This is a genomic window from Streptomyces sp. NBC_00461 (assembly GCF_036013935.1).
Classification (GTDB): Bacteria; Actinomycetota; Actinomycetes; order Streptomycetales; family Streptomycetaceae; genus Streptomyces.
Genome location: NZ_CP107902.1, coordinates 5,897,488 through 5,924,433 on the forward strand (window position 1 = coordinate 5,897,488; position 26,946 = coordinate 5,924,433).

29 protein-coding genes and 1 tRNA gene are annotated in these 26,946 nt (G+C 69.2%); 9 read left to right on the forward strand and 21 right to left on the reverse strand.

The window, feature by feature from the left end; genetic code table 11:
* From OG870_RS27705 to OG870_RS27725, 5 genes are all read left to right on the forward strand, one after another.
* Complete coding sequence (locus OG870_RS27705) at positions 1–1,575, forward strand: NADH-quinone oxidoreductase subunit M (protein WP_266589354.1); 1,575 nt, start codon at positions 1–3, stop codon at positions 1,573–1,575.
* Positions 1,572–3,095, forward strand: coding sequence for an NADH-quinone oxidoreductase subunit N (locus OG870_RS27710; protein WP_266589356.1), 1,524 nt, complete (start codon positions 1,572–1,574; stop codon positions 3,093–3,095). Before OG870_RS27705 ends, OG870_RS27710 begins: the two co-directional genes overlap by 4 nt.
* Positions 3,096–3,288: 193 nt before the next feature.
* Positions 3,289–4,152: a zinc metalloprotease HtpX gene (gene htpX / locus OG870_RS27715; RefSeq protein WP_266519572.1), complete on the forward strand. Its 864-nt coding sequence runs from the start codon at positions 3,289–3,291 to the stop codon at positions 4,150–4,152.
* Positions 4,149–4,541: a YccF domain-containing protein gene (locus tag OG870_RS27720; RefSeq protein WP_266519573.1), complete on the forward strand. Its 393-nt coding sequence runs from the start codon at positions 4,149–4,151 to the stop codon at positions 4,539–4,541. The genes htpX and OG870_RS27720 overlap by 4 nt, the downstream gene beginning before the upstream one ends.
* Before the next feature lie 122 nt (positions 4,542–4,663).
* Complete coding sequence (locus OG870_RS27725; RefSeq protein WP_266589360.1) at positions 4,664–5,230, forward strand: SMI1/KNR4 family protein; 567 nt, start codon at positions 4,664–4,666, stop codon at positions 5,228–5,230.
* Between the two features lie 382 nt (positions 5,231–5,612).
* On the opposite strand, the gene OG870_RS27730 is transcribed toward OG870_RS27725, so the two are convergent.
* Positions 5,613–6,863, reverse strand: a complete 1,251-nt coding sequence (locus OG870_RS27730) for an APC family permease (RefSeq protein WP_266589362.1) — start codon at positions 6,861–6,863, stop codon at positions 5,613–5,615.
* Positions 6,864–7,017: 154 nt separating this feature from the next.
* On the opposite strand from OG870_RS27730, the gene OG870_RS27735 reads away from it, so the two are divergent.
* The gene (locus tag OG870_RS27735; protein WP_266519579.1) at positions 7,018–7,284 is read left to right on the forward strand and encodes a GlsB/YeaQ/YmgE family stress response membrane protein; all 267 of its coding nucleotides are present in this window, start codon (positions 7,018–7,020) and stop codon (positions 7,282–7,284) included.
* 109 nt (positions 7,285–7,393) lie between these two features.
* Here OG870_RS27735 and OG870_RS27740 read toward each other — a convergent pair whose 3' ends face one another.
* On the reverse strand, positions 7,394–7,882 hold the full coding sequence (locus tag OG870_RS27740; protein ID WP_266519581.1) for a YajQ family cyclic di-GMP-binding protein: 489 nt from the start codon (positions 7,880–7,882) through the stop codon (positions 7,394–7,396).
* A 224-nt stretch (positions 7,883–8,106) separates the two neighbouring features.
* Here OG870_RS27740 and OG870_RS27745 point away from each other — a divergent pair.
* Positions 8,107–8,188 (forward strand) — tRNA-Tyr (locus OG870_RS27745).
* A 134-nt stretch (positions 8,189–8,322) separates the two neighbouring features.
* Here OG870_RS27745 and OG870_RS27750 read toward each other — a convergent pair.
* From OG870_RS27750 to OG870_RS27775, 6 genes are all read right to left on the reverse strand, one after another.
* Positions 8,323–9,735 carry a tyrosine-type recombinase/integrase gene (locus OG870_RS27750; RefSeq protein ID WP_327691639.1) on the reverse strand — a complete coding sequence of 471 codons (1,413 nt, stop codon included), beginning with the start codon at positions 9,733–9,735 and terminating at the stop codon, positions 8,323–8,325.
* A gap of 60 nt (positions 9,736–9,795) precedes the next feature.
* On the reverse strand, positions 9,796–9,984 hold the full coding sequence (locus OG870_RS27755; RefSeq protein WP_266844442.1) for a helix-turn-helix transcriptional regulator: 189 nt from the start codon (positions 9,982–9,984) through the stop codon (positions 9,796–9,798).
* A gap of 157 nt (positions 9,985–10,141) precedes the next feature.
* Complete coding sequence (locus OG870_RS27760) at positions 10,142–11,410, reverse strand: DUF3631 domain-containing protein (protein ID WP_327691640.1); 1,269 nt, start codon at positions 11,408–11,410, stop codon at positions 10,142–10,144.
* On the reverse strand, positions 11,407–11,589 hold the full coding sequence (locus OG870_RS27765; protein ID WP_327691641.1) for a hypothetical protein: 183 nt from the start codon (positions 11,587–11,589) through the stop codon (positions 11,407–11,409). The genes OG870_RS27760 and OG870_RS27765 overlap by 4 nt, the downstream gene beginning before the upstream one ends.
* 176 nt (positions 11,590–11,765) lie before the next feature.
* Positions 11,766–12,674, reverse strand: coding sequence for a bifunctional DNA primase/polymerase (locus OG870_RS27770; protein WP_327691642.1), 909 nt, complete (start codon positions 12,672–12,674; stop codon positions 11,766–11,768).
* Positions 12,671–13,303 carry a DNA cytosine methyltransferase gene (locus OG870_RS27775; protein ID WP_327691643.1) on the reverse strand — a complete coding sequence of 211 codons (633 nt, stop codon included), beginning with the start codon at positions 13,301–13,303 and terminating at the stop codon, positions 12,671–12,673. Before OG870_RS27775 ends, OG870_RS27770 begins: the two co-directional genes overlap by 4 nt.
* A 101-nt stretch (positions 13,304–13,404) precedes the next feature.
* On the opposite strand from OG870_RS27775, the gene OG870_RS27780 reads away from it, so the two are divergent.
* A complete protein-coding gene (locus OG870_RS27780; RefSeq protein ID WP_327691644.1) occupies positions 13,405–14,349 on the forward strand; it encodes an HNH endonuclease in 945 nt (314 codons plus the stop codon).
* Between the two features lie 283 nt (positions 14,350–14,632).
* Complete coding sequence (locus OG870_RS27785; RefSeq protein ID WP_327691645.1) at positions 14,633–14,944, forward strand: hypothetical protein; 312 nt, start codon at positions 14,633–14,635, stop codon at positions 14,942–14,944.
* A 115-nt stretch (positions 14,945–15,059) separates the two neighbouring features.
* Here OG870_RS27785 and ssb read toward each other — a convergent pair whose 3' ends face one another.
* From ssb to OG870_RS27850, 13 genes are all read right to left on the reverse strand, one after another.
* The gene (gene ssb, locus OG870_RS27790; RefSeq protein WP_327691646.1) at positions 15,060–15,500 is read right to left on the reverse strand and encodes a single-stranded DNA-binding protein; all 441 of its coding nucleotides are present in this window, start codon (positions 15,498–15,500) and stop codon (positions 15,060–15,062) included.
* Between the two features lie 168 nt (positions 15,501–15,668).
* The gene (locus tag OG870_RS27795; protein WP_327691647.1) at positions 15,669–15,890 is read right to left on the reverse strand and encodes a hypothetical protein; all 222 of its coding nucleotides are present in this window, start codon (positions 15,888–15,890) and stop codon (positions 15,669–15,671) included.
* A gap of 169 nt (positions 15,891–16,059) precedes the next feature.
* A complete protein-coding gene (locus tag OG870_RS27800; protein ID WP_327691648.1) occupies positions 16,060–18,219 on the reverse strand; it encodes a hypothetical protein in 2,160 nt (719 codons plus the stop codon).
* On the reverse strand, positions 18,216–19,289 hold the full coding sequence (locus OG870_RS27805) for a hypothetical protein (protein WP_327691649.1): 1,074 nt from the start codon (positions 19,287–19,289) through the stop codon (positions 18,216–18,218). Before OG870_RS27805 ends, OG870_RS27800 begins: the two co-directional genes overlap by 4 nt.
* Positions 19,290–19,394: 105 nt before the next feature.
* Entirely contained in the window at positions 19,395–20,660 is a 1,266-nt protein-coding gene (locus OG870_RS27810; RefSeq protein ID WP_327691650.1) for a hypothetical protein, read from the reverse strand.
* 6 nt (positions 20,661–20,666) lie between these two features.
* Positions 20,667–20,942 (reverse strand): hypothetical protein, encoded by a 276-nt coding sequence (locus OG870_RS27815; RefSeq protein WP_327691651.1) that lies wholly within the window; start codon positions 20,940–20,942, stop codon positions 20,667–20,669.
* A gap of 3 nt (positions 20,943–20,945) precedes the next feature.
* Entirely contained in the window at positions 20,946–21,908 is a 963-nt protein-coding gene (locus OG870_RS27820) for a C40 family peptidase (protein WP_327691652.1), read from the reverse strand.
* Between the two features lie 221 nt (positions 21,909–22,129).
* On the reverse strand, positions 22,130–23,806 hold the full coding sequence (locus tag OG870_RS27825) for an FtsK/SpoIIIE domain-containing protein (RefSeq protein WP_327691653.1): 1,677 nt from the start codon (positions 23,804–23,806) through the stop codon (positions 22,130–22,132).
* A 235-nt stretch (positions 23,807–24,041) separates the two neighbouring features.
* Positions 24,042–25,046: a hypothetical protein gene (locus tag OG870_RS27830; RefSeq protein WP_327691654.1), complete on the reverse strand. Its 1,005-nt coding sequence runs from the start codon at positions 25,044–25,046 to the stop codon at positions 24,042–24,044.
* A gap of 4 nt (positions 25,047–25,050) precedes the next feature.
* Entirely contained in the window at positions 25,051–25,434 is a 384-nt protein-coding gene (locus tag OG870_RS27835; RefSeq protein WP_327691655.1) for an RRQRL motif-containing zinc-binding protein, read from the reverse strand.
* Positions 25,434–25,763: a hypothetical protein gene (locus tag OG870_RS27840; protein WP_327691656.1), complete on the reverse strand. Its 330-nt coding sequence runs from the start codon at positions 25,761–25,763 to the stop codon at positions 25,434–25,436. Before OG870_RS27840 ends, OG870_RS27835 begins: the two co-directional genes overlap by 1 nt.
* Positions 25,760–26,206 (reverse strand): Pycsar system effector family protein, encoded by a 447-nt coding sequence (locus tag OG870_RS27845; protein ID WP_327691657.1) that lies wholly within the window; start codon positions 26,204–26,206, stop codon positions 25,760–25,762. Before OG870_RS27845 ends, OG870_RS27840 begins: the two co-directional genes overlap by 4 nt.
* Entirely contained in the window at positions 26,203–26,496 is a 294-nt protein-coding gene (locus OG870_RS27850) for a hypothetical protein (RefSeq protein WP_327691658.1), read from the reverse strand. The genes OG870_RS27845 and OG870_RS27850 overlap by 4 nt, the downstream gene beginning before the upstream one ends.
* Positions 26,497–26,946: the final 450 nt, after the last annotated feature.

Consider the following 26,946-nt stretch of genomic DNA (forward strand, 5'->3'; position numbering starts at 1 on the left):
GTGATCGATATCAACGAGTCCGTGATGCAGTTTCTTCTGGCATTCGTCGTCGTCGGCCCGCTCCTCGGCGCCGCGGCGGCTCTGCTGCCCGCCCCGCCCGGGCTGAAGGGGAAGTCGCCCGAGCAGGCCGTGCTGCGGCACGGTGTCGCCGTGACCGGTGCGGTGCTCATCGCCGCGATCGTCCTCGCGCTCGGCTTCGACCACGACCATCCGTCGAAGATGCAGGCCACGACCGACATCAGCTGGATCCCCGCACTCGACGTGCGCATCCACCTCGGCATCGACGGCATTTCCCTCCCCCTTCTGGTCCTGACCGCGCTGCTGACCTTCCTCTGCGCGCTCTACTCGTACTTCAATATGCCCTCGGGCCCGACCCCGAAGGCCTTCGTCGCACTTGTGCTGGTCCTCGAGTCCGGCACCCTCGCGAGCTTCTCCGTTCTCGATCTGCTGCTGTTCTTCCTCGCGTTCGAGATGGTGCTCATCCCGATGTACTTCCTCATCGCCCGCTGGGGTGGCGAGGGCCGGACCCAGGCCGCCTGGCGGTTCATCCTCTACACACTGCTCGGTTCGGTCGTCATGCTGCTCGGCCTGCTCCTGATCGGGATCAAGGCCGGCACTTTCGACATGGTGGCACTCGCCACTGACAACGGCCGGTCGCTGACCCCATCCGTGCAGGTCATCGCGGTTTTGGCGATCGGCGTCGGGCTTGCGGTCAAGACGCCGATGTGGCCGTTGCACAGCTGGCTGCCCGACGCGCACACCGCCGCGCCGACCGTCGGCTCGGTCCTGCTGGCAGGCGTTCTGCTCAAGATGGGTACGTATGGGTTCGTCCGGATCCTCCTTCCGATCGCGCCGGACGGCTTCCGCACCTTCGCGCCCTACCTCGCCGCCTTCGCCGTCGTCGGGATCATCTACGGATCCCTGGCCTGCCTGGCTCTGGCCAAGCGGGGCGCGAAGGGCGACCTCAAGCGCCTCATCGCCTACTCCTCCGTCGGCCACATGGGCTTCGTCCTGCTCGGCATCGCGACCATGACCCCGACCGGCGTGAACGGCGCCCTGTTCGCCAACATCGCCCACGGCCTCATCACCGGCCTCCTCTTCTTCCTGGTCGGCGCTCTGAAGGACCGGGCGGGCACCACCGACCTCGACGACCTCGCCGACAAGACGGGAGCCGCGCTCTACGGCAAGGCGCCGCGCCTGGGCGGGCTGCTCGCCTTCGGCGCCGTCGCCTCGCTCGGGCTGCCAGGCCTGGCCGGGTTCTGGGGCGAGATGCTGGCCCTGTTCGGCGCGTTCAAACCGGCCGTCGGCCTCAGCCGCCCGGCGTTCCTCACCTTCATGGCGATCGCCGCCTTCGGCACCCTCCTCACGGCCGCGTACATGCTCGTCGTCGTCCGCCGGGTCTGCATGGGCGTCGTACCGCAGGAAGCGCCGCAGTTCGCCGACGTCCAGACGTACGAGTTCGCGGCCTGGACCCCGCTCGTCGCCCTCACCGTCTTCGCCGGGCTGTGGCCCAAGGCCCTCCTCGGCCTGACCGACCCGGCCGTGCAGCAGCTCCTCGCAGGAGGCACCCGATGAGCAGCCTGGCCCAGCCGCTGGCCGCGAATCTCGTCCAGTCCGTGGACTGGCTCGCCATCGCGCCGCCCACCCTGACCGCGATCGTCGGACTCGTCGTCCTGGTCGCCGACCTGTTCGTCGGCGACACCAGGAAGGCACTTCTCGGCTGGGTGTCGGTCGCCGGCCTCGCCGCCTCCGCGCTCCTGCTGCTGCCCCTCGTGGACGGCGACCGCTCCACGTTCTGCCTGACCGGCAACGCCCACGTCTGCAGCTACACGGCGGACCGCTTCACCCTGGTCATCCAGTTCCTGGTCCTCGGAGGCGCGCTCCTCGCCGCGCTCCTGTCGGTGACAGCTCTCAAGGACGCGGACAAACAACTCCCCGAAGGGGAGTATTGGTTCCTGCTGCTGTCCTCCGCCGCCGGCGCCGCCCTCCTGCCCGCCTCCCGCGACCTCGCGACCCTGATCGTCGCCCTGGAGGTCGCCTCCCTGCCGGCCTTCGCCCTCGTCGGCATCCGGCAGGGCGACAAGAAGTCCTCCGAAGCGGCCCTGAAGTTCTTCCTGTCGTCGGTCACCGCGACCGCCGTCAGCCTCATGGGCATCAGCTTCGTGTACGCCTCCGCCGGCACCCTCTACCTCACCCAGGTCGCCGACCGGATCCAGCACGTCGACGGACAGCTCCACACCCTCGCCCAGACCGGCGTCGTCCTCACTCTCGTCGGATTCGCCTTCAAGACGGCGGCCGTGCCCTTCCACTTCTGGGTCCCGGACACCTACGTAGGGGCGCCGCTGCCGATCGCCGCCTACCTCTCGGTCGTCGGCAAGGCCGTCGGCTTCTCCGGCCTGATCCTCGTCACGGTGGTCGCGTTCCCGTCGTACGCCGACGTCTGGGGTCCCGCACTCGCGGGCCTGGCCGCCCTGACCATGACCGTCGGCAACGTCGGCGCCCTGCGTCAGCAGGCCACGCGCGCGTACAGCGCCGTACGACTTCTCGCCTGGTCGTCGGTCGGTCAGGCCGGCTACCTCCTCGTACCGATCGCCGCGGCCGCCTACTCCGACGACGCCGAGCACTCCATCGGCTCCACGGTCGCCTACGCCCTCATGTACGCGGCCATGAACCTCGGGGCCTTCGCGGTGGCCGCACTGGTCGGACGGACCAGGTCCGCGAACCGCATCACGGACTACCGCGGCCTCTACGCGACGAATCCGCTCGCCGCTCTCCTGCTGGCCTTCTTCCTGCTCTGCCTGGCCGGACTGCCCCCGGGCATCATCGGCCTCTTCGCCAAGGTCACCGTGTTCTCGGCAGCGGTCGACGCGGGGCTCGGCTGGCTGGCCGTGGTCATGGCCGCCAACGTCGTCATCGCCCTGTTCTACTACCTCCAATGGACGGCCCTGCTGTTCCGCGCCCCCGAGGGTGAGCCCGTCAAGCACCGTCTTCCGGCGCCCCTCACCGTGGCGATCACCCTCACCGGCGCCCTCGGAATCGTCCTCTCCGGGGCACCTCAGCTGGTCCTGCGCTTCGCGGACACCGCCCTCTTCTGAGCGGGCATCGGCCGCTCGGGCCCGAAGTCACCCGGACGGCCCACGAACGCCGCCGTACGCACAAGGGAACTAGTGCCCCCCGCCTGGCGTTGACCAGTACGGGAGGGTCCACTGGACGTGACATCACGGCACCAGTGACATCGGAAATCAGCAAGCAAAGGGTTCCCCTGCTGCACGACTTGGAGGGCGTACCGTGCACCGCCGGCACAACGGGCTAAGGACCGCAGTACTCCTCGGAGGACTGTCCGCCCTCATCATCGTCATCGGCAGTTTCTTCGGCCGTATGGGGCTCGTCGTCGCGGTTGTGATCGCACTGGGCACGAACGCGTACGCGTACTGGAACAGCGACAAGCTGGCGCTACGCGCGATGCGCGCCCGCCCGGTCAGCGAGTTCGAGGCCCCCGTTCTCTACCGCATGGTCCGCGACCTCTCCACCCAGGCCCGCCAGCCCATGCCACGCCTGTACATCTCACCGACGGTAGCGCCGAACGCCTTCGCGACGGGCCGCAATCCGCGCAACGCCGCGGTGTGCTGCACGGAAGGCATCCTGCGCATCCTGGACGAGCACGAACTGCGCGGCGTCATCGGCCACGAGCTCAGTCACGTCTACAACCGCGACATCCTCATCTCGTCGGTCGCCGGAGCCCTCGCCTCCGTGATCATGTTCCTGGTCAACTTCGCCTGGCTGATCCCGATCGGCCGTTCCAATGACGATGACGGCCCGGGCATCCTCGGCATGCTGATGATCATGATCCTGGGTCCGCTCGCGGCCAGCCTCATCCAGCTGGCCATCAGCCGCTCCAGGGAATACGAGGCTGACGCGTCCGGCGCCCAGCTGACCGGTGACCCCCTCGCACTGGCCAGCGCGCTGCGCAAGCTCGAAGCGGGCACCAAGCAGCTGCCGTTGCCTCCCGAGCCGCGCATCGAGACCGCCAGCCATATGATGATCGCGAACCCGTTCCGCCCGGGTCAGGGACTCTCCAAGATGTTCTCGACACACCCGCCGATGGCGGAGCGCATCGCCCGGCTCGAGAAGATGGCAGGTCGTCCCCAATGAAAACCATTCTGAACGTCATTTGGCTCGTCCTGAGCGGCTTCTGGCTGTTCCTCGGGTACCTGGCAGCAGGCGTCCTGCTCTGCATCACGATCATCGGTATCCCGTTCGGCATCGCGGCGTTCCGCATCGGCGTCTACGCCCTGTGGCCCTTCGGGTACACGACGGTCGAGCGCCGCGATGCCGGTGCGCCTTCCTGCATCGGCAACGTTCTGTGGCTGGTGCTCGCGGGCTGGTGGCTGGCGATCGCGCACATCGTCACGGGCTTCGCCCTGTGCCTCACGATCATCGGTATCCCGTTCGGTATCGCCAACTTCAAGCTGATCCCGGTCTCGCTGCTGCCCCTCGGCCGCGAAATCGTGCGGACGGACCAGCCGTTCGCAACTCGCTGACCGGGCAGGACGAAGGTGGGGGGCGGCTTGCCCGCCCCCCATCCGACCCACCTGGTTTTCCACAACCCGGTGGTTGTCCACAGGCCGGCCCGATTGTCAGTGGCGCCTTGCATCATGAACCCATGACCGAGAACGAGCAGTTGCTGGCACGGGTGGCAGCCAAGGCACGCAACACCCGCCCATGGGGCTGGCCTTCACTCCCGGAGCCCGCGGACGCGGCCACGACGGCCCGCGCCGAGGCCGCCCTGGGCTTCGCCCTGCCTCCACTGCTCGCCGACCTCTACCTGCGCATAGGAGACGGCGGATTCGGCCCGGAATACGGCCTGTTGCCTCTCCTCGACAGCCCGCCCGCAGGAGAACCCGCCGCCGTCGTGCAGTACCTCGCCAACCGCGAGTGCGCCCGCAAGGACCCCGACTGGCCCTGGCCCGAAGGCGTCCTGCCGATATCCCACTGGGGCTGCGCGATATACGCGTGCGTGGACTGCCGCACCCCGGAGGCCACCGTCCTCCTCTTCGAACCGAACACCGACGAGGCCGACCACGCCTGGTACGTCGACGCCCCCAGCCTCACGGTCTGGCTGACCTCCTGGCTCGACGGCACGGGCTGGTACGAGGAGACGAACGAGGAGCTGGAGATGACCCCGTGGGCAGACTTCCGCATACGCACGACGACGGCGCGAGCGTCCTAGCCGCCACGACACCATCGGCGCGGCCGACCCGACGCCACAACCGACCATGACGCCACAACCGACCATCTCGTACGGCGGCTGCGGGGATCCCGCGGCCTAGCAGCCGGAAGACCGGGCCCTGTCGGACTGATAGCCCGCCGACCCTGACCGGGGGCCTATCACCGGTGGCCCCCGCCCTGACCGGTGGCCCCCACCCCCGTCGGCCCTCACTGCGCACGGCCCGGCGCCCCCATTCCACACGGCTCAACCCCACTCCGCACGGTCCGGCAGGCACCACCCCCAGCTCAGCCGACACCACCCCGGCCCACCGGCCTGGACCACATGCCCGCAGGCGGCCGCTACTGCCGTTCCGCCCGCTCCCACCGCTGCCCCGCCCAGCCTGCTACCGCGCGGCCACCCACCGACGTACGCCGTACGCGACCACACCCACCACCAACACACCCGCGCCCACGAGCACCGAGATCCCCGGCAGAGAGAAGGCCAGCACCACGCATCCGACGAGGCCCAGCATGGGCAGCACTCGGGCGGTGGGAGCCGAACTGAGCGTCCAGGCCGAGGCATTGGCGACGGCGTAGTACGCCAGCACACCGAAGGAGGAGAACCCGATCGCGCCCCGTACGTCCACCGTGGCGGCCAGGAGGGCGACCACCGCGCCCACGGCCAGTTCGGCCCGGTGCGGCACTTGGAAACGCGGATGCACGGCCGACAACGCCCCGGGCAGATGCCGGTCGCGGGCCATGGCCAGAGTCGTCCGTGAGACCCCCAGGATCAGGGCGAGCAGCGACCCCAGCGCAGCCACGGCCGCCCCCACCCGCACCACCGGCACCAGCCCCGGCACCCCGGCCACCCGCACCGCGTCGGCCAGCGGAGCACCCGCGTGCCCGAGACCTTCCGCCCCCAGCACGGAAAGGACAGCCACCGCCACACACACGTACACCGCCAGCGCGATGCTCAGAGCCACCGGGATCGCGCGAGGGATGGTGCGCGCCGGCTCCCGTACCTCCTCACCGAGGGTCGCGATACGCGCATACCCGGCGAACGCGAAGAACAGCAGCCCGGCCGCTTGCAACACGCCGCCCACACCACCCGAGGTCCCGACGCCCAGGCGCCCGGCGTCAAAGGCCCCGGACCCCAGGCACACGACCACGACGGAAGCGAGGACAGCCAGCACCACCGCCACGATCACCCGCGTCACCCAGGCGGACTTCTGGACACCGCCGTAGTTCACCGCCGTCAACGCCACCACGGCCGCGACCGCCACAGCGTGCGCCTGCCCCGGCCAGACGTACGCCCCCACCGTGAGCGCCATCGCCGCACAGGAGGCGGTCTTCCCGACCACGAACGACCAGCCCGCGAGATAACCCCAGAACGGGCCGAGCCGCTCGCGCCCGTACACATAGGTGCCGCCCGAGGCCGGATACAGAGCGGCCAGGCGCGCCGACGCCGTGGCGTTGCAGTAGGCGACGACGGCGGCGACGGCGAGGCCCAGCAGCAGCCCGGACCCGGCCGCACGCGCCGCGGGCCCCAGAGCGGCGAAGATCCCCGCCCCGACCATCGAGCCGAGTCCGATGACCACGGCGTCACCGACGCCCAGCGTGCGCCGTAGTTCCGATGCAGAACCGGTCGATGCCATGGCGCGCAGCCTACTGATCACTGCAACCGATGGAGCCGGCGCGGCGTCCTGCTCAACGACGGAGCAGGAGCAAGCCCGTGACGCACAACGGATCTTGACCGAAATCACACTGTCCTGAAAGTGCAAGCGCAATGCGGAAGGGCAGGTTCACGGCATGACCATCATCAGCTGGATCATCCTGGGGCTGTTGGCCGGAGCCATCGCCAAGTTCCTGCTGCCGGGCCGGGACCCGGGCGGCTTCATCGGAACGACTCTCATCGGCATCGCGGGCGCGTTCATCGGCGGCTGGATATCCGCCCGCTGGATGGACCACCCGATCACCAAGAACTTCTACGACGGTGGCACGTGGGCCGCGGCGATCGGAGGATCGCTCGTCCTCCTGGTCGCCTACCGCGTCCTGTTCGGCAACTCGCGCAACTGAGCACGACCGAGCACGCTCCCGGACCGCAGCCAGCAGGCGCGAAGGGTGGGCACCCGCCAGGTGCCCACCCTTCTCGTGCGCGGTCAGTCGGTGATGGCGAGCCGGTGGCTCACCGGTAGTTCACGAACTGCAGCGCGAAGTCGAAGTCCTTGCCCTTCAGAAGGGCGATCACACCCTGCAGGTCGTCACGGCTCTTCGAGCTGACGCGCAGCTCATCGCCCTGCACCTGCGCCTTGATGCCCTTCGGGCCCTCGTCGCGGATGATCTTCGCCACCTTCTTCGCGTTGTCCTGGGAGATGCCCTCCTCGATCGTGGCGAAGATCTTGTACTCCTTGCCGGACAGCTGGGGCTCACCGGCGTCCAGCGCCTTCAGCGAGATACCGCGCTTGATCAGCTTGGACTGGAAGACGTCGAGGACGGCGTTGACCCTGTCCTCGGAGTTCGCCTCCATGAGGATCTTGTCACCGGACCACGAGATCGAGGCACCCACGCCCTTGAAGTCGTAGCGCTGAGAGATCTCCTTGGCGGCCTGGTTGAGGGCGTTGTCGACCTCCTGCCGCTCGACCTTCGAGACGATGTCGAAACTGGAGTCGGCCATGTCCTGTGGCTCCTTGTATCGGGGTGCGTGTGGGGTGCGTATCGGCGGGCGTGGGGGTGGCCGCCACCCCGGCGTGGTGCCAGGGCCGCATTCGGACAAGCCTAGCCACCCGTTGTCCTCCAGGCGCAGATCAATCGGGTGGCGAAGCACCCCTCCACATCGGGTATTGTTTATGTCGTTGCCAAGGAGCACCGCCGAAAAGCAGTGCGAAGGGCAGCAACCCCGGCGGTGTGCCCGAGCGGCCAAAGGGAGCAGACTGTAAATCTGCCGGCTCAGCCTACCCAGGTTCGAACCCTGGCGCCGCCACGCTGAGAGAGACCCCCTCCGAACTGCGGAAACGCAGAGTGGAGGGGGTCTTTGCGTATTCGAACAGTGTCATTCGAACGATGGTCGAAATGCGCAGCTTGTCTCACCTGGTCTCGGGTGAGTCCCAGCCCTGATCAGCGCGTGTCCCCCAGGCGTCCCCCGGGGGAGAGGCCAGTCCCGTCCCATTCCCGCAGGCCAGCCTCAATCTGAAGGTTCGCCCGTTCCTGGGCTTGCGCCAGAACCTTCGCGTAGACACGCAGCAGCACAGCGACGGAGTGTCCGGCCCGACGCGCCACTTCCATCGGATCGACTCCGCTGTAGAGCCAGAACGAGACCCCGGCGCACCGGAGGTCGTAGGGTCGCCGGGCGAGCGGCGATGCCTCCTGCTCCGGCGTCAGTGCGTCGCCTCGGGCGCTTGCCCACACCTCGCCGTATCCCGTGTCCTGAATCACGCCGCCACGGTTCGTGCGGAAGAGGCGGCCGTCCGGAGCCGTGCCGTAGCGCTCGATATGCCACCGGAGCATCGCGACGAAGTGGGGAGGGATGGGCACCACGCGCGAGTCTCGCTGTGCTCGTGCCTTGAGGTGACGGTCTTGGTGGGCCCGACCATCGTCCGTCCAGTCGCGGCCGGCGTGGACGATCCCACCGCGAAGGGTGAGCTTGCCCCACCCGCTCTTTGGCAAGTGGCACTGGGACGCGTTCAGTCCAACCGCTTCGGCGGGGCGCATGGCGGCGTAGTACAGGCACCCGAAGAACGCCTCAAGGTGTGCACCCCGTTCGCCCTGCCCCCGTACGCCCTCAAGCAGAGCCCGCACCTGGCGAGGGTTGGCGACGCTCGCCGGGTCAACCTCTTCGGTCGACTTCGGAGCCGACCACTTCACGGTGGACAGTGGATTGACCGGAACGCTGAAGTAGCGCCGTTCGACCGCGAGCCCCAAGACGTCGCTGAGGCATGCCCTCTTGCGCCGCGCCGTGCGCGCGCCGGCGGAGGAGCCGTTGAGCAGCGTCGACAGGGCGTCCAGAGCCAGACGGAGCGTGGCGGGGTCTTCGAGAGCGGCCACGGGGAGGGAGTTCTTCTCCAGCCAGCGGAGCGCGTCCGTGACGTCGCTGGGGTGCTCTTGCGACCAGCGGCTCTTGTTGTACGCCCAGCCGTACAAGGCGGTGCGGAGTACGCGGGGCGAGGGCTGCCCGACGGTTGTCTTCACGAGTGCGGGGGTGATGGTGGCCAGGGCGTCGGCATCGTTGCGGCGCGACTTGGCAGGAAGCTTCTCCCACCTGCGGTCGATGTAGGCGCGTGTGTGCTCGTACCAGGTCACGGAGCCGTTCAGCGCGCGGAGTTCGGAGGCGGGGAGGCCCGTCTCCACGTCGAACTGTTCGCCCTTGCGTAGCGCGGTCATCAGCTCCGAGCGACGACCGTCAGCCTGGGCTTTGACGGTGTAGCTCTTGGAATGCTTCTGAGGGCCTACAAGCCACCGGACGCGGTAAGGCTTCGGGCGGTCACGGCGGGTTTCGATGCTGTAGATCCGGACGTCGTAGGTGAGGGGCATGGCTCTCCGAGCAGTGAAAGAGCCCGCCCCAAGTGGGGCGGGCTCGATGGGGCGGGGGCGTCAGGCGGCCGTGTCTTCGATGGACGACCACCAAGCGTCGAGGTCGGCGCGGCGGCAGCGAATCTGACCGTTGGGGAGCTTGATGAGCTTCGGGGCCTTACCCCGGGCGCGCATGCGGTAGAAGGCGGCGCGGCTCATGTCGATCTCTTCTAGGACTTCGGGGAGCTTGAGCATCTTCGGGCGAGCCATCGTTGCGACTCCTCGTCTCGGGCCTTCTGGGGAATCCGCAACATCCGCCACGCCGCAACATTGCTGGTCAGCGACTTGCATTTGTGGCGGATGCCGGTTGCGTTGCGGATAGGTGCCGCCACGCGGATGCGCGGCGGCACCTATCGGGTGCGGCTGGTCAGCCGGCGATGCGGAGCTGGCGTGTGTCGGTTTCCGCGAGCACGTGGCGGCTCTCGGAAGGGTCTTCCGCCACAGATTCACCCTCGTTGACCTGCGGTGTTGCGGACGTTGCGGATGTTGCGGACTTCTCGGGGGGAGGGGGGCAGTAGCGGTTCCAGGCGTCGCTGAGGTCTTCCGCGTAGTAGCCCTTCGGGGTGCCGCTCCCCACCCGGATGCCGCGGGGCTTGATGGGGCTGTTGTCGGGACGCACGTACTGGCTCAGGAACTTGGACAGGGCCCGCGCGGTGAGCGGCTTGGTGCTTTGTCCGTCCTCGCTCAGATCGGCCCACGGCGCGTCATCGAGCCCGAGTAGGACTTCGAGGATGGCGGCGGTGGGCATGCGGTCCGCGCCGCAGAACGCGCGGTCACGCAGGTCCGTCAGCAGCCGCACCCCGAGCGATGCCTCATCGCCCTGCGAGGCTGCCTTGATGAGCGAGACACAGGCGATCCGGGCCCGCTCGGGCCATTGCCCACCGGCCGCGTCGGCGACGGCGAGAAGCGGTTCCCACACGTCCGCAGGGCGGTCGGAGACTCCCTCGGGCATCTCCGGCCAGGCCGCGGCGACGTCGTCCCTGATGGTGATGGCCCAGTCGGCGAGCCGATCCCGCAACGCGTGCCCCTGCTTCTCATGGACGCGCCGACGGTAGGGCTCGGCCTTCTCGTTGGGGGCCTTCTTGCGCATCCGGATGATGACCGAGCGGGTCAGGATTGTGTCCGGCAGCGAGCCGAGCCCGGCCATGGCGACGGCGCAGAACGAGGAGAACCACTCGGTGCTCTGGTTGGAGCCGTCCCCGACGCAGCGCAGCGACTTGGCACCCCGCCGGTAGCCGGAGTTCAGAAACCCGCGCACCTCTTCGTTACCGCCGGCCTTGGGCCCGAACACGGTGTCGATCTCGTCGAAGAGGAGCGTCGGCGTGCCTCCCTCAGCCTCCACCAGCCGGAACAAGGCGTTGGCGGAGGCATTGACCGTGGTGGCCGCACGCGGGGTGAGGGTTTCCACGATCTCTAGCGCGCGGGACTTGCCTGATCCTGGTTCGGGGGAGAGGAACGCGAGACGGGCGGTGCCGTCGAACGCGTCGATCAGGTGGGCGTGGGCGTCCCACAGGGTGACGGCGACGTACGCGGCTTCGGTCGGAAAGATGTTGAAGCGGCGGTGGAACGCTTCGACCTCGTCGAGCAGAGCCGCGCCATCGATGGACGAATCGGGGGTGTTGGTGCTGGTGGTCATGCGGCGTTCCTCCTTTCCTGGGTGGTGCGGAGCGGGCATGCGTCGCGGTGGGCTTCGTGGTCGGCGATCAGGGCGTGCACCTTGGGGTGGCCCACGGCGCTGCGGTCCCGGCCGCACAGGCACTTCGAGGTGGCGGTGGGGGTGGTGCCACGAGGCGCCCGGATGCAGAGCCAGGCCACGGGGAAGCGCCCGTCACCCCGCGGCGGGGCGCTGTGGTCCTGCCCCGGGGGAAGGACTGAAAGGACGGCCTGACGGCCGTCGCCCGTGGTGCCACGGCCGCCGTCCGGGGCGGCCGGAAACAGGCGCGGACAGCCCGGTGTGGGTGGGTGAGGCTTTTCAGGGCCACGGCGGGGGCTCATGCGGCCTCCCGCGGGCGGCAGGTGCGAATCGACCAGTCCAGGGCGCTGCGGATGGTGGTCCGGCACTCGGTCGCGGACAGGCCGGCCGCCTCGCCGGCCGCCTGAAAAGCCTCCTCCACCACGTCCCGGGTGATCTCGCCCCAGGCGACGAACCGCCCCAGGGCGCGGGCGCCCGCCAACAGTCGGTTGTTCCGGCCTCCTTCCGAGGTGCCGCGGACGGCGGCCGCCTCGCGCTCCAGTGCTGCCGTGGCGCGGCGGGTGGCCTGGCCCGGGATCAGGAGCGGAGCGGGCGCCGCGACGGGTGAGGACGGGGTCTGGAGCTGGAACAGAAGCCAGGAAGGCAGTCCCGCCACGGGGGCGCCGTTGATGACCTCGTAGTCGCCCTGCGGCGTGGTGCTGCCCGCGGCGACGATGTTGCCTCCCCATGCGCGGGTGTCGACGTTGGGCGCCACAGTCCGCGCGGTGTTGAACAGCCGGACCTCCGGCGCAACCGCGTAGTACAGGTGCAGTCCGCCGCTCGGTGTCCGCACCGTGTGGGTGAGGGGGATTGGCTGCCCGGCGCGCTCGCAGAGCGCCGCAAAGGACGTTGCGCCGTCAGGCGCGTCCGAACTGTCCTTCCCCTTCTGGTCCTTGGGGACGTCCAAGTCGACGACGACCAGGCCGGAGGGACCGGTGGCGATGCCGACGTTGAATGCGCCCGCAGACCACGCCCGGCGGATGCGGGCGGGGTTGGTGGTGGAGCGCTGCTCCCACTTCATGTGGCCGTCGGCGCACTCGCCCGCGCGGGGGCAGGCGCGTTCGCCGTGCAGCGCGGAGCCCTTGGCACCGGGGCGGAGCGGGTGGACGTACCAGCCGCGCGCGGCGGCCGTCAGAGCAGCATTCAGCAGCTGCGAGGGTGTCGTCATGCGGCGGTCCTCCCTTCGAGGGAGAGGAACTGGGCAGCGATCCAGCGGGAGTAGGCGGGCGGCACTGCCTTGCGGGCCTCGACGTTGGTCATCCAGGTGCAGCCCATGGCGTCCGCGTAGGCCCGTTCACCCTTGTGCGCGAACGCCAGCAGGCCCTTGTGGTGCCAGCAGGGCGGCACCAGGTCCCCGCCCCCGCCCCGCGACGTCTCGAACGCGCGGTGACGGCGGACCCTGAGCCCGAACTGGGTACCGCACAGCAGGTAGTCCGCCCTCAGAGGTGCTTCGGGGACGTTCTCGATGACCCACGGAATCCCGGACGCCTGAAGCCGTGCGCGTTCAGGGGTGAGCAGATCGGGGTGGTTGTCGCGGCTGCCGCGCCAGGCCGTCACCCTGGCGAAGTGCTCACACGGCCACGAGGCGTGGAGCAGGTCGAAACCACCCAGCGGGAAGGTGAGGGCGTCGGCCTGGTGGAAGGGGAAGGGGTAGTTGGGCTGCGGGCGGATGTCGACGCCCACGACGTCGAAGCCGGCCAGGTGATAGCCCATGCCGGCGCCGCCCTGGCAGCAGAAGGCGTCTAGCAGACGCGGGCGTTGGTCGACCCGGTGCCGGATGTCAGTGGGTTGGGTCATGCTTGACCTCTCCAGTTCTGTGGTTGAGCTGGGATGAGGGGCAGCCGCGGTCTTTGGCGAGAGAGCGGCTGCCCCGGCCTGTGGGATGAAAAGGGGGCGCAATGACGACTGCGTGGCTGCTGCTGGCCGTGGGGGATGCCCGCCAGCACGGCGGGAACGACGGCTACGACGACAACCCGCGTGAGCACTACCGGTGGGACAGCACCGTTCCAAACCACGCCCGTCTGGCGGTGGGGGACGTCGTCGCGCTGTGGGACAAGAAGGAGCTCATCGGTGTCTCGGCCATCGACAGCATCGAGACCGGCACCGAGGACAAGACCCTCTACTTCTGTCCGCAGTGCCAGAAGGCCGACTTCAAGCGGCGCTCACGGATGACGCCGGCCTGCCGCTGCAACCAGTGCGGCGCCACCTTCGACACGCCAGGGCAGAAGGTGAAGCCGGTCACCACCTACCTGTCGAGGCACGGCCGACGCTGGATGGACGGCCGCGGCCTGCTGACCGGGGCGCAGCTGCGGGCCCTGTGTGACTCGCCGAACTCACAGCTGAGCATGCGCCCGGCCCAGTGGGAGAAACTGCGCGATGCCCTGCTTGCAACTGGGCGGGCCAGCACCGAGGCCGTCTCCGGCCTGACCGGCCAGCAGCACCGGCGGGTGCCCATCGCCGGCGGGCACCGGTTCGCGAAGGTCCGCACCCGGGTGGGGCAGGCGGCGTTCCGGGCCGCGCTGCTGCGCGAGCAGGGCCAGCAGTGCGCCATCAGCGGACCGGCCCCCGCCGAAGTACTGGAGGCGGCACACCTGTACAGCTACGCCGCAACCGGCGAGCATCACGACTTCGGCGGCCTGCTGCTGCGCCGGGACCTGCACACGCTGTTCGACAAGGGCCGCATCGCGGTCGACCCGGAAACGGGCCTGCTGGACGCTGACCCCGAGCTGGACGCCTATCCCGTCTATGCCGAACTTCACGGCAAACCGCTCGTCTTCGACCTACATGCCGAGCATCGGGTGTGGCTCGCGGCGCACTGGAATGCGCACCGGGCCGGTTCGTAGCCGTCACGAAGTTGGGGGGATGCTGTGGGAAGTACTGCCATCGCGCTGGTGGCCGCGGCCGTGGGTGTCACCGGGACCCTGCTCGCCCCGGTCTTCGCGCAGAGATCCGGGGCGAAGGCGCAGGAGGCGGAGTTCGGACGGCAGCAGCAGGCCGTCCAGGCGCAGTGGGACCGCGAACAGCAGCATGCGGAACTCGGGGTGCGCCGTACCTGTTACATCGAGACGAACGCGGCCTACCGCCGTTACCGCACGGAGCAGATGAACTATTTGTGGCACGTGCACCGTGGCGAGGTCGGTCAGGGAGTCCCTGGAAGCGGCCCGTCATGCCCATCACGCCGCGTTCGCCGAAGCGCAGATGGTGGCCTCCCCTGCCGTGCTCGCGCAGCTTGATGCGGTGGCCAAAGCGCTGGCTGAGGGATACCGCCGGACCAAGTGCCTGGAAGAGGGCATTCCCGATGAGGGCGACACCTTCGAAGTCATCGAGGCGTACCTTCAGTGGATCTGGGAGCGCTGGGAAGAGATGAGGGCCGTCATGCGGGCAGACCTGGGACAGGCCAACTCCCCGGCACCCCCGTCAGGTGACGGCGCTCTGTAGCTGCTGGGCTACCGGTCTGAGAGGCACTATGGATACCGGCGGCCCCGTATGAGGGTGCTGGCTGGCAAGGGCGGCCCCGGAGTCTTTGGCGAGATGAGGGCCGCCCTTGGCGCAGCTAGAACGGGGGCTTGGGGCTGTTGCCGTCGGTCGTCCACGGGGCATCTGCTGGGGTACCGCCGTTGTCGCCCGTGGTCTTGCCGTTGATGCTCACGGTGGTGAAGCGCAGGGACGCGCCGATCTCGTCGACCTCGACGGCGAGCATGGAGCGGTTGTCGCCCTCCGGGGTCTTCCAGTCGTGCTGCCGGATGCGACCGGACAGCACCACCCGCGAGCCCTTGCCGAGGGACTCGGCGACGTGTTCGGCCAGGGCGCGCCAGGCGGCGCAGCGGAAGAACGTGGACGTGCCGTCCTTCCACTGGTTCGCCTCGCGGTCGAAGGTGCGCGGTGTGGACGCGACGGTGAACTTCGCGAGCGCCTGGCCGGAGTCGGTGAACTTCAACTCGGGGTCGGTGGTCAGGTTGCCGATGATGGTGATCGGGGTCTCTCCGAAGGACATGGTCACTCGCTTTCGGGTGTGGTGGGCTGGTGGTCGGCGGTGACGTAGAGGCGGGTGCGCTTGCCGTCGCTGGTGGGGTACTGGCGTGCCGGGCCGGTGTCGAACGCGGTCGGCGTCGTCCGGCTCGCAGATGACGCGGATCTCGAACATGGCGCTCCTTTTCGCAGGTCAGCGCTCAGAGCGGAAGAGTTTGAGGGTGATGCCGCCGACGCCTATGGGTCCGGCGGCATGTGCGATGACGGTCGCGGTATGGGCGGCGATGCCGAGCAGCCAGGCCAGGGCAGTAACCAGTCCCCAGACGCCGACCACGAACGCGCCGGCTATGGCGAACGGGTACAGGAAGCGCCGCCACGGGAAGTCGGTGCCGCTGGTGCCGTTGATGTTCGCCATAACGGGATCTCCTTGTCTCTCGGGGCGGTGCGGGGTGGCCGGGCGGCCTGTTCAGTCCTGGCTCGCCGCGCGCGGGCGGGTGGGCGAGGACTGGACGGAGCGTCCGGAGGTGAGCACGCGTGAGGGCCCGCACCCTCGGGGGGCGCGGGCCGTCAGTGGCAGGTGTGCGTCAGAGGTCGGACGGGAGCTTGTCTCCGCTCTGTGCGTCGTAGGCGATCCCGGTCGGGGACAGCCGGACGGTCAGGGAGACGGCTCGGGAGCCTTCCTTCCAGGTGCGACCGCCGACCGCGACGTGAACCGTCACGTCCGCGAGGGGATCCGTCACCGGCAACTTGATCTCAGGGTCCTTGGGGAACCATCCGTTTTCCCGGACGCTGCTGGCGGTCTTGCCGGCCCCGTCGATCCGCAGGTACCTGGCGTTCTTATCGAAGTACGAGCGCAGTTCGATGATCACAATGTCCCTGTCCGTGGTCCACTGCGCCACGACGTCGGCCTTGACGCCGTCGAGAGTGAGCGCCGCGCCCGACCGGCCCTTGTAGGCGGCGGCTTTCTGCTGGCGCTCGTGGGTGTGGTGTTCGTTCTGGGCATTGGTCCACACGCAGGCAGCCGCGATGGAGAGGGTGGCGATCGCGGCGACGTAGGGCCAGGTGCGCCGGCGTGCCCGTGCGGGTTGTTCGTCGGCCAGTGCTGGTGCGGGGGCGGGCGGTTGGGGAACGCTGTGCCAGGCCGGGGATGTGCTGTTGCCGTTCTTCTCGAACCATTCGCCGTCGTCGTTGCCCATGCGGGCGACGGTAGCGCGCAGTTGCATCGCCTGTCCGAGCTCCCCACGCAGATCCGCCACCTGCGCTCGGGTCTCCAACCAGGCAAGCGCCTGGGGGGAGTTGAGCCCGTGAGCGGCGATGTCCTCGCGCTCGTAAAGGGCGGCCAGCTGGGCGGCCTCGTCGAACCGGCCTTCCATCGCGGCCTGGAGGACGCTCTCGTGCCGGGCAAGGTCGAAGTGCTCCGGTCCGATGACGTTCGGCGGCAGCGTCTCCCAGTCCCAGGTGTCGTCGGCCGTCGTGAACGGCGCGTACAAATCCTCGCTCGGGTCGGCGTCGGTGTCCTCGCTCGGCGCCGTGACCGGGTCGGCCGGGGTGGTGATGTCCTGTTCGACGGCCAGGTTCTGCTGTGCCATGCGGCGCCGTGCCGAGGTGTCGGTTAGCGCGGCCTCCTCGTTACTGAGGACGGTCTGGACGATGTCGACGTAGTCGGGGCCGACCTTCCACACGGCCTGTCCCGGATCGAGCGTGGGGATCCTTTCGACTGCCCAGGCGGGCAGGCCGAGCAGGGTGCCGACGATGGCGGCTTCCTCGGGGTTGAGGCGGCCGACGTGGGCGATCTCGCACAGCCGGGCCAGGTCCCGCGCCTTGCCCTCACCCAGGTCGGACAGTGTGTGCATCAGCACGTCCAGCGACAGCCCCGCCTTCCGGCTGTTCTTCAGCAGCCGCTGGATCAGCTCGGAGGTGGCCGGGGACAGCAGGATCTGCCACGCCTCCTCCAGCACCAGGTGCTTGTGCACGGCGGTCGACTGACGCAGCCACACGTGCTCTGCCCAGCAGCTGACTGCGGCCATCAGCGAGGGAATCGCCGGCGAATTGCGGTCCAGGTGGGAGAAGTCGAAGGAGATGATCGGCAGGTCCGTCTCCGGCAGGCTCGCGCCCTGGCCGTCGAACAGGCCGCGAAGTGAGCCTTCGGTGTAGCGGGACAGGCCGATCGCGGCGCCCTCGCCCCACTCGGTCAGCTTGGCGGCCGGCCAGCGGCCGTCTTCTGGGCTGACCAGGGCATCCACCAGGCCGTTGAGTGAGGTCGCCTTCGGGTGGTTCAAGGCGTGCTGTAGCGCGTGGGTGGCCTGGTGGGTGAGCGCTCCGGGCTCGACCGCCAGAATCAGCGACCGGACCAGCTGTTCGCGCACTTCGGGCGGGAACAGGGTGCTGACCGGGTTGAGGGTGAAGGTGCCGGCTTCGATGACCCGGCCGTTCAGGGAGCGCACCAGCGCCGCCCACTCGCCGCTGTTGTCCTCGCCGAAGGAGTCGATGATGACGGCCTGGTGGCCGTTGTCGAGGATCTCGCGGCGGATCCGCGTCTTTGCCGTCGTGCTCTTGCCGGAGCCGAGACCGCCCAGGGCAAGCGAGTTGGTCGACGGCAGCAGCGCGGCCGATGTCTGGACGGGGGAGAGGTGGAAGGGCCGTCCATCCAGCAGAGAGCGACCGATCGCGATGCCGGGGAAGGCTGTGTTGGAGGCGACCAGCGGCGCGGTGATCGCGGCGTGGGTGGTGGGCAGGCGGATCACAGGATGGCCCCTTTCCTGGTGGAGGCTCCGTGCGGGGTGGTCATCACGTGCGCGCGGTGCTGCTGGCCGGCGAGCCAGTCGAGCCGGATGCGGTGCCGGTCGGCCGCAAGGCAGGCCTGCCAGCGGGCCTCGGTGACGCTCTCGGGGCTGTCACCCCACACGGTGAGGTAGGCGTCCAGGTCCACGAGGGTGGCGCCTTGGACGAGCGCGCCGTGTGTCGTCCCGCTGGCGATGTCGTGCGCATCCTGCTTCACCTTGTCGGCGGTGAAGGCCTCGGAGGCGGCGCGCTGCCACTTGGCGGACCGGCGGGACAGGCCCACCGGCAGCGGCCGGTACAGGACGGAAAGGGACCGGTCCGTGCCCGGACCGAGCAGCAGGTTCGGCATGAGGTCGCCGTCCGTCTCCTCCGGCCAGGCCGTGATCCGGGCGGTCGCCGCGTAACGGCCGTCGTCCAGAGCGGCCCAGCCGGGGCCGGGTTCGGTCACGGCGGGCAGCCGCTCGGGGGTGACGGGGTTCAGCACCCCGAGGTTGGCGAACTCGCCATGCAGGCTGTCGAGGACCCTGGTGGGGTGGGCGATCAGTCCCTTGGGGAGGTGGACGGTGATGGTCTGGGTGTGGTCGGTGTAGTCGCGGGCGGTGGTGTGGTGGGTGACGTGGACCTGGATGCCCGCGGTGCGGGCCTGCCCGCTGGCGAAGACCAGGGCGCGGGCAAACGCGTCATGGAAGCCTGCCCGGCGCTGGGGGTCCTGCATAGTGCCGTGGTCCGGGTAGAGCGCCCACGTCGTGGTCGTGCCCGGGTGGGCGGCGATCGTGTCCGGGGCACCGCGTTCGCGCAGGTGCCGGTAGCCGACTGCCGCCCAGCGGGCGAGCGAGCGCGGCCCCGGCGCGAGGTTCAGCACGGCGGCCGTGGCGCCCACGGCGCCGAACGTCCACACCGGCGGCGGGGTGAGCATCGCCGACATCAGCGCGGCACTCCCGAGCCCGGCGTTCACCTTGGTCAGCAGGGTTTCGGTGCGGCTGAGTCCGCGCTGCAGGGCGGGGATGCGGTAGCCGGGGGTCAGGGAGTACACGGGAGCAACCTCCTGAAGTCTGTGGGTGAGCGGGCCTGGCCCCGGCGCGCTCCCCTGCCGCCGGGCGGCGGAGAGCGGTGAGCGCGCCGGGGCCAGGAACCGGCTCTACGGGGTGGGCGGCTGGCCCGGGGTCGGACGTGGATTCGCCGCCGGGCCTTGGGGGCGCGGTGGCGGGGTGGGGGGATTGGCCGGCTGGCCTGCGGGGGTCGCGGCCTGCGGCCGGGTGGTGCGGTACTGCTGCCTCACGTCCCGCAGCTGCTGGCGACGGGTGGCGCTTTCGCTCGCGTCCCGCCGCTCCTTCGCGACCGCTGACGTGGTGGTCAGCCGACCGGCCCGCTCGGGCTTGTTGATGCCGTAGGCGGCGAACAGGACACCGCGGTCCTGGGAGGCTGCGCGGCCCGGGGTGTTCACCGTGCGGGGACCGCGCGGGGCGTTCTCTTTCTCGTAGAAGTCCGGGGCACCTGCCCGCACCACGGCATGGGCCAACGGGCTGGGGGTCCGGCGCTCCACCCAGGCCCGTGCGCCGCGGGCCACCTTGGGGCCGAAGTACGGCACACCGTGGAAGATCATCCGCAGCATCAGGGCATCCGCGGCGACCAGCAGAACGGAGTCCACAACGAGCGAACCCTTCGTGATCTCCACGAACGGCGAGATGAGTAGCAGCGCGAACGGGGCCAACATCAGCCCCAACAGCCGCTGAGCCCAGGTCTTGACCGCGGTCATGTCGCCCCCGCGGGCCAGCGATGCCAGCACCAGCGGAGCCATGCACACGAACGCCAGGATGCCGAGCTGGCGAGTCATGAAGACCAGCGCGGCAAACGCGAGGGCGACAGCCAGGGCACTGAAGATGACCAGGATGGCAAGCGGGTTACCCGAGTCCGCTCCGTGCTGCATGTCGTCGCTGATCGCGCCGAACAGCGTGGACTCGTTGCTACTGAACGCGGCCGTGAACGCGCCGCTCACGGCCTTGTTCAACAGCATGACGGCCCCGGGGACCGAAGCCATGCCGGCGACGGCCACCAGGGTCCATCCGGTCGATGCGCCCATCTGCCGAAGTCGGGGTGCGCCCTGCCAGGCGGTCAGGGCGCACACGACGACGACACAGACGAAGATGGCGACCGCGAGGTGCTGACCGAGCCACAGGAACGGCTCGTACAGCCCGCTGTCCGACTTCGCCGGCGCCCACGAATGTTCCGGCGCAATAAGCCCCTTGATCTTCGCAATGAGGCTGTCGGCAAGGGCGCGAACGTGGTCGGAGGCGCCACCGGTGGCACTGCCGGTGCCGGGGGGACTGTTCGAGTCCGGGCCCCTTGTGCAGTAGTCGTAGCCCGGAGTGCCCTTCAGTGCGTCACACGGGTCCTTGTCTGCCATGCGGCATCAGCCCTTGGCCTGGGTGACGGTGGAGAACAGGGTGTCCCCGTACAGGGCGAGCACGACGGCGACGAACAGCGTGCCGATCGCCGTGCTGCCCTTGCGCAGGGCGCCCTTGGGGTCACCGGACAGTTGCAGCAACATACGCAGGGCGATGACCGCGATGACGGCGGCGATGCCTTTGGTGACCAGGCCGCCGCCGGTCAGGCCGATGGTGTCGAAGAAGTCCTTGAACCCAACGGACATGTCGGTCGGCTTGGCGAGCACGGTGAACTTGGACATGGATCAGATCTCCTTGTTGCCGTGGGAGGTGGGACGGGCGACAGCGATCAGGTCAGTCATGACGTCCATGGGGTCGTAGCGGACCTGGGTGCCGGGGCGGGGGGCGTCGAGAATCCAGCCGCCGCCGATGTAGAGGCCGACGTGGTGAATGCTCGTGAGGCTGGAGCCGTAGAAGACGAGATCCCCGGGGCGCACGTCCCCGGGCTTGACCGGCTCCGAGGCCGCGTACTGCTCGGCAGCCGTGCGGGGCAGGGAAATACCCGCCTTCGCGTAGGCGTAGAGCGTGAGCCCGGAGCAGTCGAACCCGGAAATGTCTGTTCCGGAACGACCCTTGGGTGAGCAGCAGGTTCCCGTGCTGGGCCCGCTGGCGCTTCCGCCGCCCCACGAATACGGCTGGCCGATCATTGCTTTTGCCGCGCTGATCGCGGCTTCGGCCTGCGTGGTGGTGGCGGGTTTCCCGCCGGACGGCTGGTCGGCGAGCGCTTGGATGGATTTGACGTAGTTCTGTGTCTCCTTGTACGGGGGAACGCCCCCGTATTTGCGGACGGCGCCGCTTCCGGCGTTGTAGGCGGCCAGCATGTTGCCCTGCGCGTTGCCGGGAACGTCCTTGACGTCCTTGGCTATGCCGCACAGGTATGCGGCTGCCGAGGGAATCGCGTCTGCCGGATCCCACACATCGCGCTTTCCGTCGCCGTTGCCGTCGATTCCATGGGTCTCCCAGGTCGACGGCATGAACTGTGCGATGCCTTCCGCGCCGACCTGGGACTGTGCTTTCGGATTGAAGCCGGATTCCTGCGTCAAAAGCGCGGCGAGCAGGTTCGGGGTGACGGTCGAGCAGCTGTTTCCCGCGTTCTCGATCAGGGATTTGTACTGGCGGGGGACGGTCAGACTGAGCGCCGTGGACACGGGGTCGTCGCCGGCGCCCTGCACGAGCGCGGACACCAGGACTGCCGCGGTCGCTCCCACACCGACTGTGACGGCTGTAGAGGCTCGCAACGGGCCTCCTCCCTCCTCTCAGGGGCAATCGATCATTTCTGCTTGTCAGGACCGCCACCCGGGTCCGCCAGGAGTCCGCCAGTAGTCCGCCGTACACCCGCCGTGAGGGCGGACGCACGGCGGGCAAGCAGCCCGCCACGGCGGTGCCGTGGCGGGTGCCTGGCGGATGGTCCGGCGGGCCCGGATGACGGTCAGGTACCGGACATAGCGGCTGCCGTGAGATCGGTCAGCCAGTAGCCGCGCGCGCCCTTGTCGTCCTTGCCCGGCGCGACTCCGAGCAGCTTCGACAACTGCTTTCCGCGCTCACCAGGGCGGGTGTCAGTGATGCCGAGCGCGGGTGCCAGATCGGAGGTGAGCATGAACTCGGCATCGTTCTTCCTCAGCAGGTCGATGGCCTGCTTCAGCGGAGAATCCGGGATCGCCGCTTCACGCCGGGCATGAACTTCGTCGACCACACCCCAGATGAACTCATCCGAGAAATTGAAGCCCCGGAGCAGCGTTGACGAGCCGTTCGCGAACAGCACGCCCTGCCCCTTGACGTCCGGGTCAAGGAGCGCCGGGTGAATCGGGGCGACCGTATCGAAGTACGAGTCCCCGAGGGCGACTTTCGCACTGCCCTCCGACGCCACGTACAGGCACATCCGGTACAGGAACTGATCCCGCACCTTCACCGGAATCGCATCCCTGGCTGGACGCTGCGTCAGCATCACCGTGGAAATCCCCGATTCCAGGGATTTCGCAACCAGGGAGCGAGACTTGTCCTCTACCCGGCGAACCTGTTCCTTCGATTCTTTCGTGCCGTTGTCGGTGTAGAAGTCGGCAGCTTCGTCGATGATGAAGAACACCGGCTTGAACACCGGGGCGCGCTGCCGGTTGCGGATGGCCTCCTGCAACTGCGTGTACCGGTCGTCCACACGAACGAGCAGCTCATTGAGCATGCTCTCCAGAACGGCCGGGTCGTCCGACGCTTCGTAGCGCACCGCGAGCTTCTCGAACCTGGTCAGCCCGCACAGCTTGCCGTCGAGCAGGTACAGGTCGAAGTCGCCGTACGCGATCAGCAGGCACGTGATGAGCCCGTTGACCAGCGTCGTCTTGCCCATCTGGGTCATGCCACCGACCAACAAGGAGGCCTTGTCGAAGGTGGGCACCCCGGCGAGCCGGCCGGTCACCTCGTGTCCGAGGGGAACCCCCGCGAACGTCTGGATCTCCTGCCGGGTCGGCGCCGGGAACGGTCGACTGAACGGCGGCTCGTTGAGCACCAGAAGACGAACACGGCGCTCGGTCTTCCGGCTCGTCTCCAGCTTCAGGTGCAGGCGCGTGACGCCGAACATCGACGCGATCGGACCGAGCCGCTTCGCGACATCGTCGTGGGTACGGCCCTCCGGCACCAGGAAGTCGTAGACGGTGCCGATACCGGGCAGCGTCTCGATCACGACGTCACCGGCACGAACGTGCTCACCCCTGCCGATGGCCCCAACCCGGCTGAGCACCATGGTCAGTTGCGAGTGACTCTCATCCCCACTCGGAGAAGCCACGGCAGGCGCTTGCGCCTGGTCCACGGGCTCACCCGGCGCCTGCGCCTGGACGGCCTCGACAGGGGATTCCTGTTGCAGGGCCGTCTGTTGGACCGCAGGGGAGGTTTCCGGTTGGCATGCCCACAGACGCGGGACGCCCCAACGGATCCTCCATGCCAGGTAACCGATGGCCACCAGCCCTCCGGCGGTAAGTAGCACCGTGGCCGGCCAGGACAAGCTCAACTTGTCCTTGATGGTGGCGAGGAAGCCGAAAGCGATGGCGAGGCCGCCGATGGCGCCTGCCATCTGCCCGTAGGTGTCCTCGCCCGGACCTTGCTGTTTCTTCCTGCCCACACCCTCTCCGTTCTGTGTGATCACGGGCACGCGGGCATGGCTCGCGCGCCGCTTGGGATGCGCGGGATTGGCTTTCTGTGATGCTCGCTAGGTCTGCGCGCCGGGTCTGCGAAGGTGCCGCTCGCCGGGGCTCACCGGGTCTGCTTCACTTGGGTTCGACTGCTTCCGGCAGTCGCAACGACGGCCAGCCCACTAGTCCTGGGCTGGCCGTCATTGGTGTGTGCCGGATGGCGGCTTACGGCTGTGCGTCCTCCGCGTCGATCAGCGCGGCGTAGGCCTTACGCACCCGCTCTTCCTTCGCGGAGAAGCCCGCCGCGCGGTACGCGGCCAGGGCCTTGCGGTAGGACAGCGGGGGGTTCTCCGAGTGGCGCAGCCACCGCAGCACGACCATGAGCTGTTCCTCGGTCAGCGGCTCGCCCGGCCGGGGCGTCTCGACGCCGACCACGGCCGCCACGTGGGCGAGCCCCGGCCAGTCGAGCGGGGTGTGTCCCTCGCCCTTGGCGGCGGCGATTTCCCCGATCGGGGACACGGGGCTGACCTGCGGGGACACAGGGGACACGCCCTCCTGTGTCCACTGCCCCAAGACCTGGGCCAGGTCCTCATCCGAGAACAGTGCCGGAACCCCCTCGGGGAGGTCCGCGGCCGGGTGCTCGGAGGCGAGCTCCGCCAGCTTCTCGGCTGCCGCGTGGCGCACCTTGTGCGCCCTGCCGCGGGCAGCGTGTTCCTCGCGCTCCAGGTGGGCGGCCGTCTTGTGCCGGTCGGCTTTGGCCCGGGTGACCGCGCGGCCGATCGCGACCTGATCCCTTGTCGCGCTGCGCACGGCGTCGATCTGCTGCTGTGCTGAGGGGGAGATGCGGGTGGTGTCCCGCTCCACGGCCATGATGAGCGTGGCCTTGGCGGCGGCCGGAACCACCGCACCGATCACGGCGACGATCGCCGTGGCGTAGAGCAGGCCGTGGGTGACCAGTACGCCGACCGAGGTGACCAGGAACAGCCAGCCGAGAGAGGCAGGCAGTTTGCCGGACGATCCCTGCCGACGGTGCGCGGTCTCCATGGCCAGCGCGTACAGCCACACCGCGTCGTAGATCCCGGCCACCGTGTAGGCGAGCGGTGCCGGGGCCTGGTGGGCGAGGATCTCCCCCACCGCGTACACGGTCCAGCCCAGCGACAGGCCGGTCAGACCGACCGGCAGACTCCAGTGCACCGCCCTGCGGGCGGCTTCCTTCCACTCCATGTCCATGTGATCACTTCCATTCGTGTTCCTGGTCGTCGGGGTAGGCGCAGGGGACGCACACCCCGAGCGAGGTGGGGATGACGTAACCGGCATCCCGGCGGCACTGCGGGCAGGTCCGGCGGGCGCGCATCGCGCACTCCAGCGCCCGCCGCTTGGCCGGCGTCATCGGCCGTACCGGCTTGGCCTTGTCGAGCCGGTAGAGGTAGGCGACCAGCGGCCCGCGCCGAAAGCGCGGCCGGAGCACCTGCGCCGCGACCGGCTGTCCGCCGGGACGCAGGCCACGGGCCCGCAACTGCCGCCTGGTGGCCAACCCGTCGGGTGCGTAGCGCCACGGGTAGGTGGGGATGCCGTGCCGGGCGCCGGTCGGGTCGAAGCACTTGGCTAACGCGGCCATCAGGCCACTACCCCGACCGGTGCCGGGGCGGCGACGTCGCCGTAGCCGACCAACTCCAGCTCGGCACCCGCGTACGCGACGGTCGTGCGCAAGACGCGCGTTTGGCCGTCGCTCTGCAAGCGGTAGGTCACCTCCTCGGGAGCGACACCCAATGCCTCGCGCCAGGCCTCGAACCCGGGCAGCCCGGAGTGGAGCGCCAGCTCTAACCGGTCCGGGTAGATAGGTGAGATGCTCACGGTCGGTGCCGGCAGGTGCCCGAAGTCCACAGTCAGCAGGCGCAGCGCCCGCAGCGGCACGGAGAGGTCGTCCAGCGCCAGGCCGTCGCTCATGCCGCGCCCCCCAGCGCGATCAGGGCAGACAGGATGAGCAGCGCGCCACCCGCAAAGGTCAGGTCGATTGCCCGGCGCAGGCAGGTGAACTTGGCCACCGCCAGCCGGGACAGGCCCGCGACGTCGGCGGCGAGATCACCGGAGACCGCGGCGGGAATCTCCTCCGGCGCCAGCGTGGCCCACAGTGGGAAGCCGTGCCGCCCCCGCAGGTTCGGCCGTACTGACCGCAGCAGCAGGCCGGCCGCCGTAACCAGCAGTGCCAGACCGAGCCCGCCCGCGCCGTACGCGGCCACGCTCAGGGGCAGGTCACGCGCTACCGTCCAGGCGCCGGCGAGCACCGCGCCGACAAACGCCAGCAGCAGGGCGGTTTTGGTATCGGTCCGCGCAATCTCCGCCTTCACTTCGGCGTGGGCGGCCGTCACGCCCTGTCCGGCGGCGCTCATGCGGCAACCCCTCGACCTGTCGCACGGCGGCGGATCGGGCGGACCATCGGGATCACGTTGAACAGGTCCGGGTGCTCCTCGACGACCCGAGCGGCCAGGCGGATCAGGTCGTCGGGCAGCGTGCGGAACTCGGGGTCGGCGAGGATGTCACGGGCCGCGTCCAGCCGTGCCGCGCACTCCTCGTCGCTCTCGCCGTCGACCCCGAGCCAGAGTTCGGCGGGGGTGCCGAGGGCGAGTTCGGCGAAGTCCTGCGGGGTGTCGGCCCGGTGTCCACAGACGTAATTGAGCATGGGAGCTCCCATGTCGAAGGGATAGGAGAAGTGCGCGGCACCACGGGTCGAACCCGGGGGACCGCTTAGGGCCGGACTGTCCGGCTCCCCCCGCCCCGCCCGTACGGCCGGCGCACCCAGGTGCGGGCCGGACGGGCGAGGAGAGGGAACCGGCCGCAGCGCAGGCCGCTGCGAAGCCAGGAAGAGGCGGACCGGGAAGTTGTTCAGGCGCTGCAAGTCGGTCCATACGGCAGCGCCCGGCCATGTCGTCGGCCCACGCCGACCTCCCGCAGGTAGCAGGGACACGGCTTCACCGGCGCTCCGTTGCCACGGATCGCCGGTCCCGAGCCGGGGAGTCGGGTGCGTCATCGTCGCTGCTCTGACGCCAGCAGGCGGCTTGCACGAATCGGTGCAGGGTGGCGTGCCGCCGACGACATCACCCGGTCGTCGCGGGGGCGGTCTCACTCTTGC

Bases quoted from the DNA above. Each gene is read 5' to 3' on its own strand.
- OG870_RS27725 (WP_266589360.1), top strand. From the start codon at position 4,664: ATGACCGAGAACGAGCAGTTGCTGGCACGGGTGGCAGCCAAGGCACGC.
- OG870_RS27740 (WP_266519581.1), bottom strand. From the start codon at position 7,882: ATGGCCGACTCCAGTTTCGACATCGTCTCGAAGGTCGAGCGGCAGGAG.
- OG870_RS27815 (WP_327691651.1), bottom strand. From the start codon at position 20,942: ATGTCCAAGTTCACCGTGCTCGCCAAGCCGACCGACATGTCCGTTGGG.
- OG870_RS27735 (WP_266519579.1), top strand. From the start codon at position 7,018: ATGACCATCATCAGCTGGATCATCCTGGGGCTGTTGGCCGGAGCCATC.
- OG870_RS27730 (WP_266589362.1), bottom strand. From the start codon at position 6,863: ATGGCATCGACCGGTTCTGCATCGGAACTACGGCGCACGCTGGGCGTC.
- OG870_RS27845 (WP_327691657.1), bottom strand. From the start codon at position 26,206: ATGAGCGCCGCCGGACAGGGCGTGACGGCCGCCCACGCCGAAGTGAAG.
- OG870_RS27760 (WP_327691640.1), bottom strand. From the start codon at position 11,410: ATGACCACCAGCACCAACACCCCCGATTCGTCCATCGATGGCGCGGCT.
- OG870_RS27780 (WP_327691644.1), top strand. From the start codon at position 13,405: ATGACGACTGCGTGGCTGCTGCTGGCCGTGGGGGATGCCCGCCAGCAC.
- OG870_RS27770 (WP_327691642.1), bottom strand. From the start codon at position 12,674: ATGACGACACCCTCGCAGCTGCTGAATGCTGCTCTGACGGCCGCCGCG.
- OG870_RS27750 (WP_327691639.1), bottom strand. From the start codon at position 9,735: ATGCCCCTCACCTACGACGTCCGGATCTACAGCATCGAAACCCGCCGT.
- OG870_RS27830 (WP_327691654.1), bottom strand. From the start codon at position 25,046: ATGGACATGGAGTGGAAGGAAGCCGCCCGCAGGGCGGTGCACTGGAGT.
- OG870_RS27850 (WP_327691658.1), bottom strand. From the start codon at position 26,496: ATGCTCAATTACGTCTGTGGACACCGGGCCGACACCCCGCAGGACTTC.
- OG870_RS27710 (WP_266589356.1), top strand. From the start codon at position 1,572: ATGAGCAGCCTGGCCCAGCCGCTGGCCGCGAATCTCGTCCAGTCCGTG.
- ssb (WP_327691646.1), bottom strand. From the start codon at position 15,500: ATGTCCTTCGGAGAGACCCCGATCACCATCATCGGCAACCTGACCACC.
- OG870_RS27835 (WP_327691655.1), bottom strand. From the start codon at position 25,434: ATGGCCGCGTTAGCCAAGTGCTTCGACCCGACCGGCGCCCGGCACGGC.
- OG870_RS27720 (WP_266519573.1), top strand. From the start codon at position 4,149: ATGAAAACCATTCTGAACGTCATTTGGCTCGTCCTGAGCGGCTTCTGG.
- OG870_RS27795 (WP_327691647.1), bottom strand. From the start codon at position 15,890: ATGGCGAACATCAACGGCACCAGCGGCACCGACTTCCCGTGGCGGCGC.
- OG870_RS27775 (WP_327691643.1), bottom strand. From the start codon at position 13,303: ATGACCCAACCCACTGACATCCGGCACCGGGTCGACCAACGCCCGCGT.
- OG870_RS27840 (WP_327691656.1), bottom strand. From the start codon at position 25,763: ATGAGCGACGGCCTGGCGCTGGACGACCTCTCCGTGCCGCTGCGGGCG.
- OG870_RS27810 (WP_327691650.1), bottom strand. From the start codon at position 20,660: ATGGCAGACAAGGACCCGTGTGACGCACTGAAGGGCACTCCGGGCTAC.
- OG870_RS27755 (WP_266844442.1), bottom strand. From the start codon at position 9,984: ATGGCTCGCCCGAAGATGCTCAAGCTCCCCGAAGTCCTAGAAGAGATC.